We start from the raw sequence: 14,488 nt of genomic DNA, 5'->3' as shown, positions 1-14,488 counted from the left end.
GCTGACGCTGCGGCCCGTCCTTCCGCGTGCACAGCATGCCTTCGGACGCTCGCTCCATGTCGGGCATCACAGACGCGGCGGGTCTACCGTGGAACCCCAGCCCGTGGTATCGAACGGGCATCCTCCACAAACGCTGAAGGCGAGACGCGGTGTCCTCGGGCAGCCCGGCATCGTCGAGCGTGGAGGCCTACCGGTACAGAATGGATCGGGCACACGTGACGGCGGCTGACGAACGCGGCGCACTGGCGGGATGGCGGTTCTCCGTCGCGCCGATGATGGACTGGACGGATCGCCACTGTCGCGCGTTCCACCGGACCCTCTCGGCGCATGCCCGGCTGTACACCGAGATGGTCACCACCGGCGCTGTCCTGCACGGCCCGCGGGAGCGGCTGCTGGGATTCTCCGGAACGGAACATCCCGTGGCGGTCCAGCTCGGCGGGTCGAACCCGGCGGAGCTGGCCCAGGCCGCGCGGATCGCCGCCGAGTTCGGCTATGACGAGGTCAACCTCAATGTCGGCTGCCCCTCGGACCGCGTGCAGGAGGGCCGCTTCGGCGCCTGCCTGATGCGCGAGCCGGCCCTGGTCGGCGACTGCGTGGCGGCCATGAAGGCGGCGGTCTCCGTGCCGGTGACGGTCAAGTGCCGGATCGGCGTCGACGACCAGGATCCCGAAGCGGCCCTGGATACCCTCGCCGACGCCGTGGCGGCGGCCGGCGTCGACGGACTGATCGTCCACGCCCGCAAGGCCTGGCTCCAGGGCCTCTCGCCCAAGGAGAACCGCGACGTGCCGCCCCTCGATTACGGCCGGGCGGAGCGGCTGAAGCGGCGGCTCCCCGGGCTACCGCTCTCGGTCAATGGCGGCCTGCGCGACCTCGATGCCGTGCGGGCGCGACTCGCCGAGGTCGACGGCGCCATGGTCGGCCGCGCCGCCTATACTGAGCCGGCGCTCCTCCTCAATGTCGATCCGGCGCTGTTCGGCGTGCCCGCCCCGGCGGCCGACCCCTTCGCGGCGGTGGAGGCGTTCAAGCCCTATATCGCGGCCCTTCTCGCCCGGGGCGAGCGCCTGCACGCGGTGACCCGGCACATGCTGGGGCTGTTCAACGGCCGGCCGGGCGCGCGGGCCTACCGGCGCCACCTCTCCACCGCGGGCATGCGGCCGGACGCCGACCTAGCGACCCTGCGGGCGGCCGTGGCGCTGGTGTCCCGCGCGGCGCCGGAGGCCCGGGCAGCCTGAGCGGCGGCGTCCCGGTCAGGGCCGGCGCAGGATCAGGCGGTCGCCGCGGACCTCGTAGCCCGAGAGCCGCGTCAGGAAGGTCTGGCCGAGCAGGTTCGCCGAGAGCGCGCCGGGCTTGGCCACCATGGCGTTCACCCGTCGCTCGGTGATCGTGCCGACGCTGAGCGAGTCGAGCTGGATCGGCGCCGCGTAGGTGATGCCGTTGGCGGTGGAGACGCGGGCGGTGAAGGCGGAGGGCTCGGGGGTCAGGCCGAGGGCGGCGGCGTTGTCGGCGGTCAGCACCACGCTGCTCGCGCCGGTGTCGAACAGGAACGGCTGGACCCGGCCGTTCACCTCGGCGTCCACCCGGAAGTCGCCGTCCGCCCGCCGGGTGATGGTGACGGATCCGTCGCCGCTCGACGTGGCGGTCCCGGGCCGGAGTTCGCCGACCACCCGGGACGTGACGCCCTGGATCCGGTCCCGGTAGCTGTAGCCGATCACCAGGGCGAGACCGATCAGCGCCCAGGCCAGGAGCGCCCGCAAATTCGCGCCGAGCCGGGCCGTGAACTGCCGCCAGAACCCGGCCACAACCAGGAGCAGGATCGTGCCGGTCCAGGCGAGATTGGCCAGTTGATCGGGCTCGATCACGCCGCCGACGCTGTCGCTGCCGTCGCTGAGGACCAGGGCGGCGATCACCAGGGCGATCACGGCGAGCCCGAGATAGATCATGACGGCTGCGGCGCTTCCACAGGGGTGAGGCCGGCGGCCCGCATGCGGGCCACGAGCCCAGCCATGACGGCGCGGCGCCGGGCCTCCGGCATCGAGCCCCAGGCGGCGATCTCGTCGCGGGTCCGCCCGCAGCCGCAGCACAGGCCGGTCGTGGCGTCGAGCTCGCAGATCTTGGTGCAAGGCGAAGAGGGCTTTTCCGCGGGCGGCATCGGAGAACCTTGGCCGGGGGATCGTGGCCGGGTCATGACGTCGGAGGTCTCCTCAATCTGTCACCGACACCACCAGGGCCAGCAGGGCGGCGATCTCCGCGACCTGCTGGCAGGCGCCGATCACGTCCCCGGTCTGCCCGCCGATCTTAACGCGCGCCAGCCGGGTCAGGCCTAAAGCCGCGAGGCCGGCGCACAGGATCATGAGCGCCACCCCTCCGAACGGCAGGCCGAGCAGCGTCGCACCGAGCGCCAGGGCCGCGCCGAGGCCGATCGCGGTGGCGAGGCTCGCCCGGCCCGGGCGGCCGACCGAGGCCGAGAGGCCGCCCGGTCGCGCCGGCGCCAGCAGCACCATCGGGGCGAGGGCGGCGACCCGCGACAGGGTGGCCCCAAGGAGCAGGCCGGTCACGGCCGCGTAGCCGGTCCGGTCGAGGAGCGTCGCCAGGGCGCCGATCCGCAGGGCCAGCGCTAGGACCAGGGCCGCGCCGCCGTAGGCGCCGATCCGGCTGTCGCGCATGATCTCCAAGCGGCGCTCCCGCGTAATCCCGCCGCCGAACCCGTCGGCGACGTCGGCGAGCCCATCCTCGTGGAGGGCCCCGGTCGCCACCACCGACACCGACACCGCGAGGGTCGCGGCCAGGAACGGCCCGAGTCCGATGGCCCAGCCGGCCGCCAGCACGAGGGCCCCGGGCAGAGCGAGGATCAGGCCGGCCAGCGGCAGCATCCGCGGCAGGGTGGTGAAGTCGGGGCTCCGGTGCGGATCCGGCTCGCCGGGCAGTTGCGGCACCGGCAGGCGGGAGTAGAAGCGCAGGCACCCGGCGAGGTCGTAGAGGGCGCCGCGCCCGGGCCAGTCGGCCTCCCCGCCGGTCTGCCTGTCCATCGCGGTCTCTCGCATCCGCCCGCCACCGCGCGCCGCTCCCGTATAGTCTCCCCGACCGGAGGCGCCCACAGGAAATCATCGCCGCCATGTCCGACCCGGTGACCGACCCGATGACCGCTCCCGAACACGGCCCGTTCGACGACATCCGCAACCTGCTCAAGGCGATGCCCGGCCCGGACACCGACGCGCAGGCCGCCGTCGCGGCGCGGGACGCCACCCTGACCAAGCCCGCAGGCTCCCTCGGGCGCCTGGAGAGCCTCGTGTCCTGGATGGCCGCGTGGCAGGGCAAGGCGCCCCCGAGCTTCGACCGGCCGCTGGTCTGCGTCTTTGCCGGGAGCCACGGGGTCACGCGCCGCGGCGTCTCGGCCTTTCCGGACGCGGTCAACCGGCAGATGCTCGACAACTTCGCCGCCGGCGGCGGGGCGATCAACCAGATCTGCGCGGCCTACGGCCTCGGCTTCAAGGTGTTCGACCTCGCCCTCGACATGCCCACCGGCGACATCACGGAGGGGCCAGCCCTCGACGAGCGAGCCACGGTCGCCACGATGGCCTTCGGCATGGAGGCGGTGGCCGCCGGCACCGATTGCCTGGGCATCGGCGAGATGGGCATCGGCAACACCACGGTGGCGGCCGCCCTCTACGCCGCCCTGTTCGGTGGCGACCCAGCCCACTGGGTCGGGCGCGGCACGGGCGTGGACGGCGACGGTCTCGGCCGGAAGGTCGCCGCCGTGGAGGCGGCGCTCGCGCACCATGCCGGCCACCTCGACGACCCGCTCCAGGTCCTGGCGCGCCTCGGCGGCCGGGAGATCGCCGCCATGGCGGGGGCGATCCTGGCCGCGCGGCTGCAGCGCATCCCGGTGGTGATCGACGGCTACGTGGCCACCGCCGCGGCGGCCGTGCTGCACGCCGCCGACCCGGGCGCCCTCGACCATTGCCTCGCCGGCCACGTCTCGGCAGAGGGCGCCCACGCGGAGGTGCTGGAGCGGCTCGGGCTGGTGCCGCTGCTGGCGCTCGGCATGCGCCTCGGCGAGGCCTCGGGCGCCGGCATGGCGATGGGCCTGCTCAAGGGCGCGCTCGCCTGCCACACCGGCATGGCGACCTTCGCGCAGGCTGGGGTGTCCGAGAAAGGCGCGGGCTGAAGCCGCGCGGGCACCCGCGCCCCCGCATCTTTGCGAGCGGAGCGAAGCAATCCAGCGGCGGCACGGCCATCAGCGGCCCGCTGCCCTGGGTTGCTTCGCTGCGCTCGCGAAGACGAACCATCCTCGGGAGCGCCCGGACTCAGGCGGTCTTCTCGATGTTCCAGAAGAACTGAACGGGCGCCATGACCATGCCCTTGAGCTTCGCGCTGACCGCCATCGGCTGCTGCACGAGGCCCGCGGGTGCGTAGGGCACGACCGCGAAGGCCCGCTCCTCGATGCGCGCGGCCAGCGCCTTCTGCTGCGCCTCGTCGCCGGTGGCGATCCACTCGCTGCGCAGGCCCTCCAGGGTCGGGTCGTCCGGCCAGCCGAACCACGCGGCCGCGCCGTTGGCGCGGATCAGCGGGTGGAGCGCCGGGTTCAGCACGTCGGCCCCCGACCAGAGCGTGTGGAAGGCCGACCAGCCGCCGGCATCGACCGCCCCGCGATTGCCGCGGCGGGCGATGAAGCTGCCCCAGTCGGTCGAGACCAGATCGACGTTCATCCCGAGTTGCTTGAGCAGGTCCTGGGTCACCAGTGACTGGTTGTAGGCGATCGGCTGGTCGGCCGGGGCCAGGAGCACCACGCGCTCGCCCTTGTAGCCGGCCTTGGCCAGCATCGCCTTGGCCTTGCCGAGATCGTCCTGCATCGCCGCTGCCCCGCCGGCCCCGGTCGACATCGGCGAGCCCGGCGTGAAGAAGGTCTTGGCCTCGCGGTAGTATTCGGGGCTGCCGACCACCGCCTGCATGTAGTCGTCCTGCTTCATGGCCATCATCACGGCCCGGCGGATCTCGGGATTGTTGAACGGCGGCTGCGTGTGGTTGAACCGCATCAGCAGGATCAGCCCGAGCGGCACGTTGCGGATCTCGATCCCCGGCTTGCCCTTGAGGACCGGGATCAGGTCGATCGCCGGCTGCTCGTACCAGTCGACCGCGCCCTGGATCATCGCGCCCACCGCCGCCGAGGCCTCCGTGATGGCGAGCCACTCGATCCGGTCGACCTTCGCGACCTTACCGCCGGCCGCCCAGGAGGGCGCCTCTTCGCGGGGGCGGTAGCCGGCGTGGCGGGTGTAGATCGCGTTCTGGCCCGGGATCCATTCCCGCGCCTCGAAGCGCCAGGGCCCGGAGCCGGTGGCGTCGGCGATCGGCTTGGACGCGTCCTGGAGCGCGACGCGCTCCGGCATGATGAAGGGCACGTTGGAGGACAGCTTGCCGAGTGCCGCCGGGAGGAGGGGGAACGGCTTCTTCAGCGCGATGGTGAAGGTCCGCCCGTCCTCCTGGCCGTACCCCTCCACGAAGCCCGCCAGGGTCTGGCCGAAGGCGTCCCGCTTGGACCAGCGCGCGATCGACGCGATGCAGTCCTTGGCCTCGACGGGGGAGCCGTCGTGGAAGGTGAGGCCGTCGCGGAGATGGAAGGTCCAGCGCAGGCCGTCGGGCGCGGTCTGCCAGTCGCTCACCATCTGGGGCTGGATCCGGAAATTCTCGTCTGTGGCGAACAGCGTGTCGTAGACGAGATAGCCGTGGTTGCGGATGACGTAGCTCGTGGCGACGATCGGATCGAGGGACGGCAGGGGCGTCGACGGGATGAAGCGCAGCACGCTGCCGCCGCCGGGCTGGGCCCGGACCAAGTGCGGGAGGCCGAGGCCGGCGGCCGCGCCTGCGGTACCGGCCAAAATCTGGCGGCGAGAGAGCGTCATCGCGGGCACCCATGTCCTGATCGAGCCCGTTGCCCGATTGATTTTATACAATTTCAACACTGGAGCTCCGCCGTCAAGGGCCCCGCGGAGCGCCCGGGGCCGAGGCGGAGCGGGATCATGAAGAACAGGACCATGGCGGGATCGATCGGCGCCGAAATCCGCCGACGCGTCCTGGACGGACGCTACCCGGCCGGGTCGCAGCTGCGCCAGGACGCCCTCGCGGCGGAATTCGGCGCGAGCCGGATCCCCGTGCGGGAGGCCCTGTTCCAGTTGGAGGCGGAGGGCCTGGTGCGGATCCACCCGCATCGCGGGGCCATGGTCGCGCCGCTCTCGCCGGCCGACGCCGCCGAGGCCCTCGAACTGCGGGGCATCCTCGAGCCGCGCCTGCTCGCCGGGTCGGCACCGCATCTGACGGAGCAGGATTATCGGCAGGCCGACACCCTGCTGGACGATTACGCCGCCGCCCTGCGCGACGGCGCCACGGCGCGCTGGGGCGCCCTCAACACGGAGCTGCACCTCCTCCTGTACAGCCGGGCGGAGCGACCCCGCACGCTCGCCTTCGTCGGCTCGCTGCTGGCGGAGTGCGACCGCTACACGCGCCTGCAGCTCTCGACGGACGGGGCGGAGCTGGAGCGGGCCGACCGCGAGCACCGCGAGATCGTCCGGCTGTGCCGGAACGGCCACGTCTCGGCCGCCTGCGCCCTCCTGACCGACCATATCGGCCACGTCGCCGCCGCGCTGATGGCATTCCTCGGCGAGGCCTCGACCCCGCGAAGCTCCGGATGATTGTATAAAATCCTTGCCAGGATCGCGGCCGGCTGCCATGGAGGGGCGCGCCACCCCGCGAGGCCCGCACGGCCGGCCGGGGCGATCCTCCTCCCAGCAGACGAGCCGGCGATGGCCTCCGACCGACACATCTTCTCCGGCACGATCCCGGCCCTGATGACGCCCTGCCGTTCGGACCGGACGCCCGACCTCGACGCCCTCGCGCGCAAGGGGCGGGAACTCGTCGATGCCGGCATGTCGGCGGTCGTCTATTGCGGCTCGATGGGCGACTGGCCGCTGCTCACCGACGAGGAGCGGATGGCAGGCGTCGAGCGGCTGCTCGCCGCCGGCGTCCCGGTGATCGTCGGGACCGGCGCGCAGAACCCGAAGCGGGCCGCGGCGCTCGCGGCGCACGCCAAGGCGGCCGGCGCCCACGGCCTGATGATCATCCCGCGGGTCCTGTCGCGCGGCAGCTCGGCCGCGGCCCAGGAGGCGCATTTCGCCGGCATCCTGGAGGCGGCCGTCGACCTTCCGTCGGTGATTTACAACAGCCCCTATTACGGGTTCGAGACCCGGGCGGACCTGTTCTTCCGCCTGCGCGCCCGCTACCCGCACCTCGTCGGCTTCAAGGAATTCGGCGGCGCGGCCTCGCTTACCTACGCGGCCGAGTACATCACCGGCCAGTCGCCCGACATCACCCTGATGGTCGGGGTGGATACCCAGGTGGTGCACGGCTACGTCAATTGCGGCGCCCGGGGCGCCATCACGGGTATCGGCAACGTGCTGCCGCGGGAGGTGCTCCACCTCGTCGCCCTGTGCGAGAAGGCCGCCACGGGCGACGTCCAGGCCCGGCGCCGGGCCGAGGAACTCGACGCCGCGCTGGCGATCCTGTCGAGCTTCGACGAGGGGACGGATCTCGTCCTCTACTACAAGCACCTCATGGTGCTGGAGGGGAACCCGGACTACGCGCTCCACTTCAACGCCACCGACGCGCTGAGCGCCGGCCAGCGCCACTACGCGGAGACGCAGCTACGCCTGTTCAAGGCGTGGTACGCGCAGTGGTCGGAGGCCGGCGCCGGGGCCTGATCCTCAGCCATCTCGGCATGCAGGGCAGCCCATCTTTGCGCGGGACCGCCCGTCGGCGCTATGGCGGGGGCGAGATCGGCCACAGCCCGCGAACCCCCATGAAGATCACCCAAGCCTTCACCTTCGAGGCGGCCCACCGGCTGCCGAACGTGCCCGAGACGCATCGCTGCCACCGGATGCACGGGCATTCCTACCGGGTCGAGCTGACGGTCGCCGGCCCGGTCGATCCGCACACCGGCTGGGTCATCGACTTCTACGACATCGAGAGCATCTTCGGGCCGCTGCTCGCCCGGCTCGATCACCACTGCCTCAACGAGATCGAGGGGCTGGAGAATCCGACCGCAGAGAACATCGCGGCCTGGATCTGGCATCGGCTGCGGCCAGACCTTCCGGGGCTCGCGCGGGTGCGCGTCGCCGAGACACCGATGTCCTGGGCCGAGTACGATGGCGAATGAGACCGTGATCGCCGGGGACCGCGCCGCGCTGGTGCTGTTCTCCGGCGGCCAGGATTCGGCGACCTGCCTCGCCTGGGCGCTGGAGCGGTTCGACCATGTCGAGACCTTGGGGTTCGACTACGGGCAGCGCCACCGGGTCGAACTCGACCGCCGCGCGGCCCTGCGGGAGGGCACGACGGGCTTGAACCCCGTCTGGGCAGCACGTCTCGGCGACGACCACACGCTCGCCCTCGACGCCCTCGGGCAGGTGTCGGAGACGGCGCTCACCCGGGAGGCCGCGATCGGCTACGAGGCCTCGGGCCTGCCCAACACCTTCGTGCCCGGCCGCAACCTCGTGTTCCTGACCTTCGCGGCGGCGCTCGCCTACCGGCGCGGTCTCCGCCACATCGTGGGCGGCATGTGCGAGACCGACTATTCCGGCTACCCGGACTGCCGGGACGACACCATCAAGGCCCTGCAGGTGGCGCTCAACCTCGGGATGGAGCGCCGCTTCGTGCTGCACACCCCGCTGATGTGGCTCGACAAGGCGCAGACCTGGGGCCTCGCCGAGAATCTCGGCGGCGGGGCGCTGGTCGACCTGATCGTCGAGGAGAGCCACACCTGCTACCTCGGGGAGCGCGGGCAGCGCCATCCCTGGGGCTACGGCTGCGGGACCTGCCCGGCCTGCCGGCTGCGGGCGGACGGCTACGCCCGCTTCACTGCGGCCTGAGGCCGTCGACCAGCACCGCCAGCGTCCCCCGGAACGCGTCGGGGCTCGCGAACAGGCGCTCCATCAGGAGCGCCCCCTCCAGGGTGGCAATCACGTAGCGGGCGAGCACCGCCGGGTCGGCGCCCGCACGGACGCTGCCATCTGCCTGGCCCGCCCGCAGGATCGTCTCCAGCCACGCGAGGTGATTCGCGAAGAAGGCCGCGATGTCCCGGCGCAGGCGCTCGGGCAGGGCCTCGCCCTCGATGGCCAGCGCGGCGCAGAGGCAGCCGAGCCCCTGCTCGACGCCGCCGAGATATAGCCGTCCATAGGCCTCGACCCGGCCCGGACCGTCCGCCACGTCGCGCCGGATCGCCTCCAGGGCCGCGGCGTAGCGCGCCGCGTAGGCCGCCACCAGGGCAGCCCCGAGATCCACCTTGGTGGGGAAGTGGTGGTGGATGCTCGCCTTGCGGATGCCCACCGCCTCCGCGAGGTCGGCGTAGCTGAAGCCCGCATAGCCCCGCCCCCGGACCAGGGCCTCGGCCTGACTCAGCAGCTCGGCGCGGGTATCCCTCATCGCGGCGATCGTCTCTCCGGCTCACGCGAACGTGGGGCCCGTCGTGCCCCCGATCCAGATCCGCCCCTTGACGGTCCAGCAATCTACCTACTTAATGGTAGACAATCAAGATCGGGAGGTTCTGGCATGACGGCGTCCGCCGTCCATCCGCGGAAATCCGCCGCCGGCCGCACGCTGTCGCGGCGGCACGCCCTGTTCGGCGGCCTCTGCCTGTGCTGCCTGCCGACCCTCGGCCGCGCCGCCGAGAGCTTCACGATGGAGGAGGTCGGCCCGGGCATCTTCGTCCGGAAGGGCCTGATCGCCGACGCCACGCCCGACAACGCCGACGCCATCGCCAATATCGGCTTCCTCATCGGCAAGAGCGGCGTGCTCGTCACGGAATCCGGGGGCAGCCTCGCCGACGGCCAGTGGCTGCGGGCCGAGATCGCCAAGCGCACGGACAAGCCGGTCACCCACGTGGTGCTGACCCATGTCCATCCGGACCATGTGTTCGGGGCAGGGGCCTTCGTCCAGGACAAGCCGGTCTTCATCGGTCATGCCAAGCTTGCCGAGGCGCTGTCGGCGCGGGGCGAATTCTACCGCAAGCGGCTGATCGATCTCCTCGGCGAGGATCGGACCGGGCCGGTGGTGTACCCCACCATGGCGGTGGACGACACGGCCGAGATCGACCTCGGCGACCGGCGCCTGACCTTCACGGCGCACGGGCCGGCGCACACCACCTCGGACCTGTCGATGATCGATTCGGGGAGCGGGCTGCTGTTCCCCGCCGACCTGCTGTTCGTGAACCGCATCCCCTCCCTCGACGGCAGCCTGAAGGGCTGGCTCAAAGAGGCCGAACGCCTGAAGGCCATGGGCCCGACTCGGGCGGTGCCGGGACACGGGCCGGTCGCGGTCGACCTCGCCCCGGCGCTCGCCGACCTCACCGGCTACCTGACGGCGCTCCGCGACGGCACCCGGGCGGCGATCGCCAAGGACGTGCCGATCGAGAAGGCGGTCACGACCGTGGCCGCGCAGCAGAAGGACAAGTGGGCCCTGTTCGACACCTATAACGGCCGCAACGTCACCGTGGCCTACCAGGAACTCGAGTGGGAATAGCGTTTCGCGTCGCCATATCAGAACCAATCGGGAGACACGCCATGATGAACAGGTTCGGCAAGACCATCCCCACGCTCGCCCTCGGCCTCGCCCTGGCGACGACGACCCTGGCCGGCCCCCTGGTCGTGGCGGCGCAGGCCGCCGGCGCCTCCGACACCGATCAGGAGCGGGCGGCCCGCTGGCAGGAGATCGCCAAGTCGATCTTCGGCGATCGCCAGATCGCCCAGACCGACAGCCTCGTGAAGATCGACGCGCCGGCCCGGGCGCTAGATGCCGCCCTGGTGCCGATCACCCTGACCATGCCGAAGGACGGGCAGATCAAGGCGGTCTCGCTGATCATCGACGACAACCCGGCGCCCTACGCCGCCAAGTTCGAGTTCGGCCCCGCGGCCGATCCGGCCGAGCTGAAGCTGCGCGTGCGGGTCAACAACTACACCGACATGCATGCCGTGGTGGAGACGCAGGACGGCAAGCTCTACGAGGCCAAGCAGTTCGTGAAGGCCTCCGGCGGCTGCTCGGCCCCCATGGGCATGAGCGACGAGGAGGCCATGAAGGGCATGGGCGACATGCGCATGAAGTTCGCCGACGCCCAGCCCGGCAAGCCCGTGGAGGCGACGCTGATGGTCCGCCACCCGAATTTTTCGGGCATGCAGATGAACCAGGTCACCCGCGACTTCACGCCGGCGCGCTACATCGACAAGCTCACCGTCTCGGCCGGCGACCAGAAGGTCTTCACCATGACGGGCGACATCTCGATCTCCTCGAATCCGGTGATCAACTTCGCCTTCAAGCCGGACGGCAAGCCGATCCAGGTGGCGGCCTCCGACAATCAGGGCGGACGCTGGCAGCACAGCTTCAACCCGCCGGGCCCGACGAACTGAGCGATGCGGGAGCACCACATGATCGGCCGGATCGCGGCGGCCTGCGCCGCGCTTCTCTGCCTCGCCGCCGCGCCGGCCGATTCCCCGGTCAACGTGCCCGAGCCGGAGGGCCTCTATGCCGGCCCGCCGAAGGGCTACACGCCGCCGACCCTCAAAGGCGCCGCGGTGGTCGACGCCGACGCCGTCGCCGCCCTGATGGCCGGGCCGGACAAGCCGGTGCTGATCGACGTGGCAGCGCCGGACCGCAAGCCGTCGAACTTCCCCGAAGGCCGGCTCTGGCTGCCGGTGCATCCCTCGATTCCAGGCGCGATCTGGATGCCGGAAGCCGGGGCCGAGCCCCTGGCGCCAGAGCGCGAGGCGCTGTTTTACGACCGCGTCGCGGAGCTGACCGGGGGCGACAAGGCCAAGCCGGTGGTGGTGTTCTGCCACGTGGAGTGCTGGGGCAGCTGGAATGCCGGCAAGCGCCTCGTCCGGAAGGGCTATACCGGCGTGCGTTGGTTCCCCGAGGGCGTCGAGGGCTGGCAGGAGAAGCACGAGACCGCAAACCTGCGCGTCGATCCGGCCTGGAAGGCAGCGAGCGAGCCGCAGGCCGGGCGCTGACCCGCGCGGCCGGGCGGTGTAAGAGGAAGCGCCCCGCTCGCATGTGAGGCTCGAGGATATTCAACAACCGGACCGGGCTCTCTCCTCCCCCTTGTGGGGAGGAGTTGGAGGTGGGGGTGGTGCAGGATCAAGCGTAACGGTGCCTTCTGCACCACCCCCACCCCTCGCCCCTCCCCACAAGGGGAGGGGAAACGCCCGAGCCAAAAGGGATCTGAACCATGTCGCAGGTCGTGCAGTCCCGCCGGCTCCGGGCGATCGATATCGGCAAACGCAAGGCCGAGGGGCGCAAGATCACCGCGCTCACGGCCTACCACGCCCACACGGCGGGGATCGTCGACGCGTATTGCGATTTCATCCTCGTGGGGGATTCCCTCGGCATGGTGATGCACGGGATGGAGTCGACGATTCCCGTGACCCTGGAGATGATGATCCTCCAGGCCCAGGCGGTGATCCGCGGCACGTCGAAGGCCCTGGTGGTGGTCGACATGCCGTTCGGCTCCTACGAGGCGAGCCGCGAGCAGGCCTTCCTCAACGCCTCCCGGGTGCTCAAGGAGACGGGCGCCGGCGCGATCAAGATGGAGGGCGGCGCGCACTTCGCCGAGACCGTGGCGTTCCTGGTCCAGCGCGGGGTGCCGGTCATGGGCCATATCGGCCTCACGCCCCAGGCGGTGAACACGATGGGCGGCTTCAAGGTGCAGGGCCGGGCGCCCGACGACGAGCGCCGCCTCCTGGAGGATGCGCGGGCGATCTCCGAGGCCGGCGCCTTCGCGATCGTGCTGGAGGGGATCGTCGAGCCGGTGGCGCGGGCGATCGCGACCTCGCCGCGGGTCACGGCCGCCACGATCGGCATCGGCGCGTCGGCGGTCTGCGACGGGCAGATCCTGGTGCTGGAGGACATGCTCGGCCTGTCGGAGCGGACGCCGAAATTCGTCCGCCAGTTCGGCTCGCTCCGCGCCCATATCGAGGGGGCCGTGAAGGCCTACGCGGAGGAGGTGCGGGCCGGCCGGTTCCCCGCGGACGATCACACCTACGGGTAGGCGACCCGGCGAGGAGCGCGTCAACCGCCTCGCTCGCACAGCTCATCCGGCACCGGCCTCTGAAGCGTCATGCCCGCTCTGCCTCGCTGACGGGCATAGCGCCTAAACCTGTTGCAATTCCGTCCCCGGTCCGTATCGTCCATCTGGTATACCAGACCTCCGCGTCGACAGCCGCGGTGGTTGCCGACGGGGTCGGCGGGTCGAGCATGCGAAGGGCGCGCGGATGTCCAACACGGTTGGCCCAGAGAACCGAGCCAACCGGGTGCCCGGGTTTCAGCTGTTCAGGCCGATCCTCGCGGGGGCGACCCTGCGGGAGCGCCTCATCGCCTGCCTGGGCGCGCTGGCCGGCATCACACTCACCGGCCTGATCTGCGGCTGGTTCTTCGGTCAAGGCCCCCATATCCCGCTCATCGTCGCCCCGATGGGCGCCTCGGCTGTCCTGCTGTTCGCCGTGCCGGCGAGCCCGCTCGCGCAGCCCTGGTCGATCATCGGCGGCAACACGATCTCGGCGTTCATGGGCGTGCTGGCCGCCCACCTCATCACGAACCCGGTGGTGGCGATCGGCGTCGGCGTGTCGCTGGCCATCGCGGCGATGTCGCTCACGCGCTGCCTCCATCCGCCCGGAGGCGCGGCCGCCCTGACGGCGCTGATCGGCGGGCCGGCCGTCACCTCGGCCGGGTTCCTGTTCCCGCTGTTCCCGGTCTGCATCAACTCGGTGATCCTGGTGGCGCTGGGCGTCGCGTTTCACAAGATCTCGCGCCGCAACTACCCGCATGTGCCGGCGGCGGCGCCGGTCAACACGCACGGGACGGCCGACTTGCCGCCGTCGATCCGGGTCGGCTTCAGGCCGGAGGATGTCGACGCGGCCCTGCTCGCCCTGCACGAGACCCTCGACATCGACCGGGAGGATCTGGACCAGCTCCTGCGGCAGGTGGAGGCGCATGCGCTCCTGCGCACGCAGGGCACCCTGACCTGCGGCGCGGTGATGTCGCGCGACGTGGTGACCGTCGCGCTGGACAGCTCCGCCGAGCGGGCGCGGGACCTCCTGCTCGCCCACAACATCCGCACCCTGCCGGTGGTGGACGGGACTGGCCGGCTCGCCGGCACCCTTGGCCTGCGCGAGCTGACGCTGCGCGGCGACCGGGATGTCGCGTCGGCGATGTCGGAGGCCAGGACGGCCGCGCCGGACGAGCCGGTGGTCGGGCTGATCGGCTCGCTGACCGACGGCCACACCCACGCGGTCGTGGTCACGGCCGAGGACCGCAGCATCCTCGGGATCATCACCCAGACCGACCTGCTCGCCACCCTGATGCGGCTGCTCTCGGCCAAGGCCTTCGCCACGCCCGAGACGGCGGCGTAGGCGCCTGATTCCTGTCGGTCCGGATCCTGGCCCGGTCGTTGCCTCTGGCG

Annotated in this window: 16 protein-coding genes; 11 read left to right on the top strand and 5 right to left on the bottom strand. The window is 71.5% G+C overall.

The annotated features are described in order from the left end of the window. Positions 1 to 200: 200 nt before the first annotated feature. The gene (gene dusA, locus MMSR116_RS25190; protein WP_010686915.1) at positions 201 to 1,232 is read left to right on the top strand and encodes a tRNA dihydrouridine(20/20a) synthase DusA; all 1,032 of its coding nucleotides are present in this window, start codon (positions 201 to 203) and stop codon (positions 1,230 to 1,232) included. A gap of 15 nt (positions 1,233 to 1,247) precedes the next feature. Here dusA and MMSR116_RS25185 read toward each other — a convergent pair whose 3' ends face one another. Genes MMSR116_RS25185 through cobS form a run of 3 tightly spaced genes read right to left on the bottom strand, consistent with a single transcriptional unit; the run spans position 1,248 to position 3,026 of the window. After that, entirely contained in the window at positions 1,248 to 1,940 is a 693-nt protein-coding gene (locus MMSR116_RS25185) for a retropepsin-like aspartic protease family protein (RefSeq protein ID WP_010686916.1), read from the bottom strand. Continuing rightward, entirely contained in the window at positions 1,937 to 2,149 is a 213-nt protein-coding gene (locus tag MMSR116_RS25180; protein ID WP_010686917.1) for a DUF1289 domain-containing protein, read from the bottom strand. Before MMSR116_RS25180 ends, MMSR116_RS25185 begins: the two co-directional genes overlap by 4 nt. A gap of 52 nt (positions 2,150 to 2,201) precedes the next feature. After that, positions 2,202 to 3,026 (bottom strand): adenosylcobinamide-GDP ribazoletransferase, encoded by an 825-nt coding sequence (gene cobS, locus MMSR116_RS25175; RefSeq protein ID WP_010686918.1) that lies wholly within the window; start codon positions 3,024 to 3,026, stop codon positions 2,202 to 2,204. A gap of 86 nt (positions 3,027 to 3,112) precedes the next feature. Between cobS and cobT the strand changes: the two genes are divergently transcribed. Next, entirely contained in the window at positions 3,113 to 4,165 is a 1,053-nt protein-coding gene (gene cobT, locus MMSR116_RS25170; protein WP_010686919.1) for a nicotinate-nucleotide--dimethylbenzimidazole phosphoribosyltransferase, read from the top strand. 139 nt (positions 4,166 to 4,304) lie between these two features. Here cobT and MMSR116_RS25165 read toward each other — a convergent pair whose 3' ends face one another. Next, complete coding sequence (locus MMSR116_RS25165) at positions 4,305 to 5,897, bottom strand: ABC transporter substrate-binding protein (RefSeq protein WP_010686920.1); 1,593 nt, start codon at positions 5,895 to 5,897, stop codon at positions 4,305 to 4,307. Positions 5,898 to 6,014: 117 nt separating this feature from the next. Between MMSR116_RS25165 and MMSR116_RS25160 the strand changes: the two genes are divergently transcribed. The 4 genes from MMSR116_RS25160 (at position 6,015) to queC (ending at position 8,912) form a co-directional block, all read left to right on the top strand. After that, positions 6,015 to 6,683, top strand: coding sequence for a GntR family transcriptional regulator (locus MMSR116_RS25160; protein WP_039894677.1), 669 nt, complete (start codon positions 6,015 to 6,017; stop codon positions 6,681 to 6,683). A 111-nt stretch (positions 6,684 to 6,794) separates the two neighbouring features. Then, positions 6,795 to 7,748, top strand: a complete 954-nt coding sequence (locus MMSR116_RS25155; protein WP_010686922.1) for a dihydrodipicolinate synthase family protein — start codon at positions 6,795 to 6,797, stop codon at positions 7,746 to 7,748. A gap of 98 nt (positions 7,749 to 7,846) precedes the next feature. After that, complete coding sequence (gene queD / locus MMSR116_RS25150; protein WP_010686923.1) at positions 7,847 to 8,203, top strand: 6-carboxytetrahydropterin synthase QueD; 357 nt, start codon at positions 7,847 to 7,849, stop codon at positions 8,201 to 8,203. Further along, positions 8,193 to 8,912 carry a 7-cyano-7-deazaguanine synthase QueC gene (gene queC, locus MMSR116_RS25145; RefSeq protein ID WP_010686924.1) on the top strand — a complete coding sequence of 240 codons (720 nt, stop codon included), beginning with the start codon at positions 8,193 to 8,195 and terminating at the stop codon, positions 8,910 to 8,912. Before queD ends, queC begins: the two co-directional genes overlap by 11 nt. Here queC and MMSR116_RS25140 read toward each other — a convergent pair. Continuing rightward, positions 8,899 to 9,465, bottom strand: coding sequence for a TetR/AcrR family transcriptional regulator (locus MMSR116_RS25140; protein ID WP_010686925.1), 567 nt, complete (start codon positions 9,463 to 9,465; stop codon positions 8,899 to 8,901). The two genes, queC and MMSR116_RS25140, sit on opposite strands and share 14 nt — an antisense overlap. A 126-nt stretch (positions 9,466 to 9,591) precedes the next feature. Between MMSR116_RS25140 and MMSR116_RS25135 the strand changes: the two genes are divergently transcribed. From MMSR116_RS25135 to MMSR116_RS25115, 5 genes are all read left to right on the top strand, one after another. Further along, the gene (locus tag MMSR116_RS25135; protein ID WP_010686926.1) at positions 9,592 to 10,560 is read left to right on the top strand and encodes a quinoprotein relay system zinc metallohydrolase 2; all 969 of its coding nucleotides are present in this window, start codon (positions 9,592 to 9,594) and stop codon (positions 10,558 to 10,560) included. Between the two features lie 41 nt (positions 10,561 to 10,601). Beyond that, entirely contained in the window at positions 10,602 to 11,441 is an 840-nt protein-coding gene (locus tag MMSR116_RS25130) for a quinoprotein dehydrogenase-associated SoxYZ-like carrier (protein WP_010686927.1), read from the top strand. A gap of 18 nt (positions 11,442 to 11,459) precedes the next feature. Continuing rightward, entirely contained in the window at positions 11,460 to 12,041 is a 582-nt protein-coding gene (locus MMSR116_RS25125; RefSeq protein WP_010686928.1) for a rhodanese-like domain-containing protein, read from the top strand. 218 nt (positions 12,042 to 12,259) lie between these two features. After that, positions 12,260 to 13,078: a 3-methyl-2-oxobutanoate hydroxymethyltransferase gene (panB, locus tag MMSR116_RS25120; protein ID WP_010686929.1), complete on the top strand. Its 819-nt coding sequence runs from the start codon at positions 12,260 to 12,262 to the stop codon at positions 13,076 to 13,078. A 223-nt stretch (positions 13,079 to 13,301) separates the two neighbouring features. Beyond that, positions 13,302 to 14,438: an HPP family protein gene (locus MMSR116_RS25115; protein ID WP_010686930.1), complete on the top strand. Its 1,137-nt coding sequence runs from the start codon at positions 13,302 to 13,304 to the stop codon at positions 14,436 to 14,438. Positions 14,439 to 14,488: the final 50 nt, after the last annotated feature.

The sequence above is a fragment of the Methylobacterium mesophilicum SR1.6/6 genome, assembly GCF_000364445.2.
Taxonomy (GTDB): Bacteria; Pseudomonadota; Alphaproteobacteria; order Rhizobiales; family Beijerinckiaceae; genus Methylobacterium; species Methylobacterium mesophilicum_A.
Note: the sequence above shows the minus strand (reverse complement) of the source record. Positions and strands in the feature narration are given on the sequence as shown.

What these genes read in the sequence shown, in the direction of transcription:
- dusA (WP_010686915.1), top strand. Translation starts at nt 201, where the DNA reads ATGGATCGGGCACACGTGACGGCGGCTGACGAACGCGGCGCACTGGCG.
- MMSR116_RS25185 (WP_010686916.1), bottom strand. Translation starts at nt 1,940, where the DNA reads ATGATCTATCTCGGGCTCGCCGTGATCGCCCTGGTGATCGCCGCCCTG.
- MMSR116_RS25180 (WP_010686917.1), bottom strand. Translation starts at nt 2,149, where the DNA reads ATGCCGCCCGCGGAAAAGCCCTCTTCGCCTTGCACCAAGATCTGCGAG.
- cobS (WP_010686918.1), bottom strand. Translation starts at nt 3,026, where the DNA reads ATGGACAGGCAGACCGGCGGGGAGGCCGACTGGCCCGGGCGCGGCGCC.
- cobT (WP_010686919.1), top strand. Translation starts at nt 3,113, where the DNA reads ATGTCCGACCCGGTGACCGACCCGATGACCGCTCCCGAACACGGCCCG.
- MMSR116_RS25165 (WP_010686920.1), bottom strand. Translation starts at nt 5,897, where the DNA reads ATGACGCTCTCTCGCCGCCAGATTTTGGCCGGTACCGCAGGCGCGGCC.
- MMSR116_RS25160 (WP_039894677.1), top strand. Translation starts at nt 6,015, where the DNA reads ATGAAGAACAGGACCATGGCGGGATCGATCGGCGCCGAAATCCGCCGA.
- MMSR116_RS25155 (WP_010686922.1), top strand. Translation starts at nt 6,795, where the DNA reads ATGGCCTCCGACCGACACATCTTCTCCGGCACGATCCCGGCCCTGATG.
- queD (WP_010686923.1), top strand. Translation starts at nt 7,847, where the DNA reads ATGAAGATCACCCAAGCCTTCACCTTCGAGGCGGCCCACCGGCTGCCG.
- queC (WP_010686924.1), top strand. Translation starts at nt 8,193, where the DNA reads ATGGCGAATGAGACCGTGATCGCCGGGGACCGCGCCGCGCTGGTGCTG.
- MMSR116_RS25140 (WP_010686925.1), bottom strand. Translation starts at nt 9,465, where the DNA reads ATGAGGGATACCCGCGCCGAGCTGCTGAGTCAGGCCGAGGCCCTGGTC.
- MMSR116_RS25135 (WP_010686926.1), top strand. Translation starts at nt 9,592, where the DNA reads ATGACGGCGTCCGCCGTCCATCCGCGGAAATCCGCCGCCGGCCGCACG.
- MMSR116_RS25130 (WP_010686927.1), top strand. Translation starts at nt 10,602, where the DNA reads ATGATGAACAGGTTCGGCAAGACCATCCCCACGCTCGCCCTCGGCCTC.
- MMSR116_RS25125 (WP_010686928.1), top strand. Translation starts at nt 11,460, where the DNA reads ATGATCGGCCGGATCGCGGCGGCCTGCGCCGCGCTTCTCTGCCTCGCC.
- panB (WP_010686929.1), top strand. Translation starts at nt 12,260, where the DNA reads ATGTCGCAGGTCGTGCAGTCCCGCCGGCTCCGGGCGATCGATATCGGC.
- MMSR116_RS25115 (WP_010686930.1), top strand. Translation starts at nt 13,302, where the DNA reads ATGTCCAACACGGTTGGCCCAGAGAACCGAGCCAACCGGGTGCCCGGG.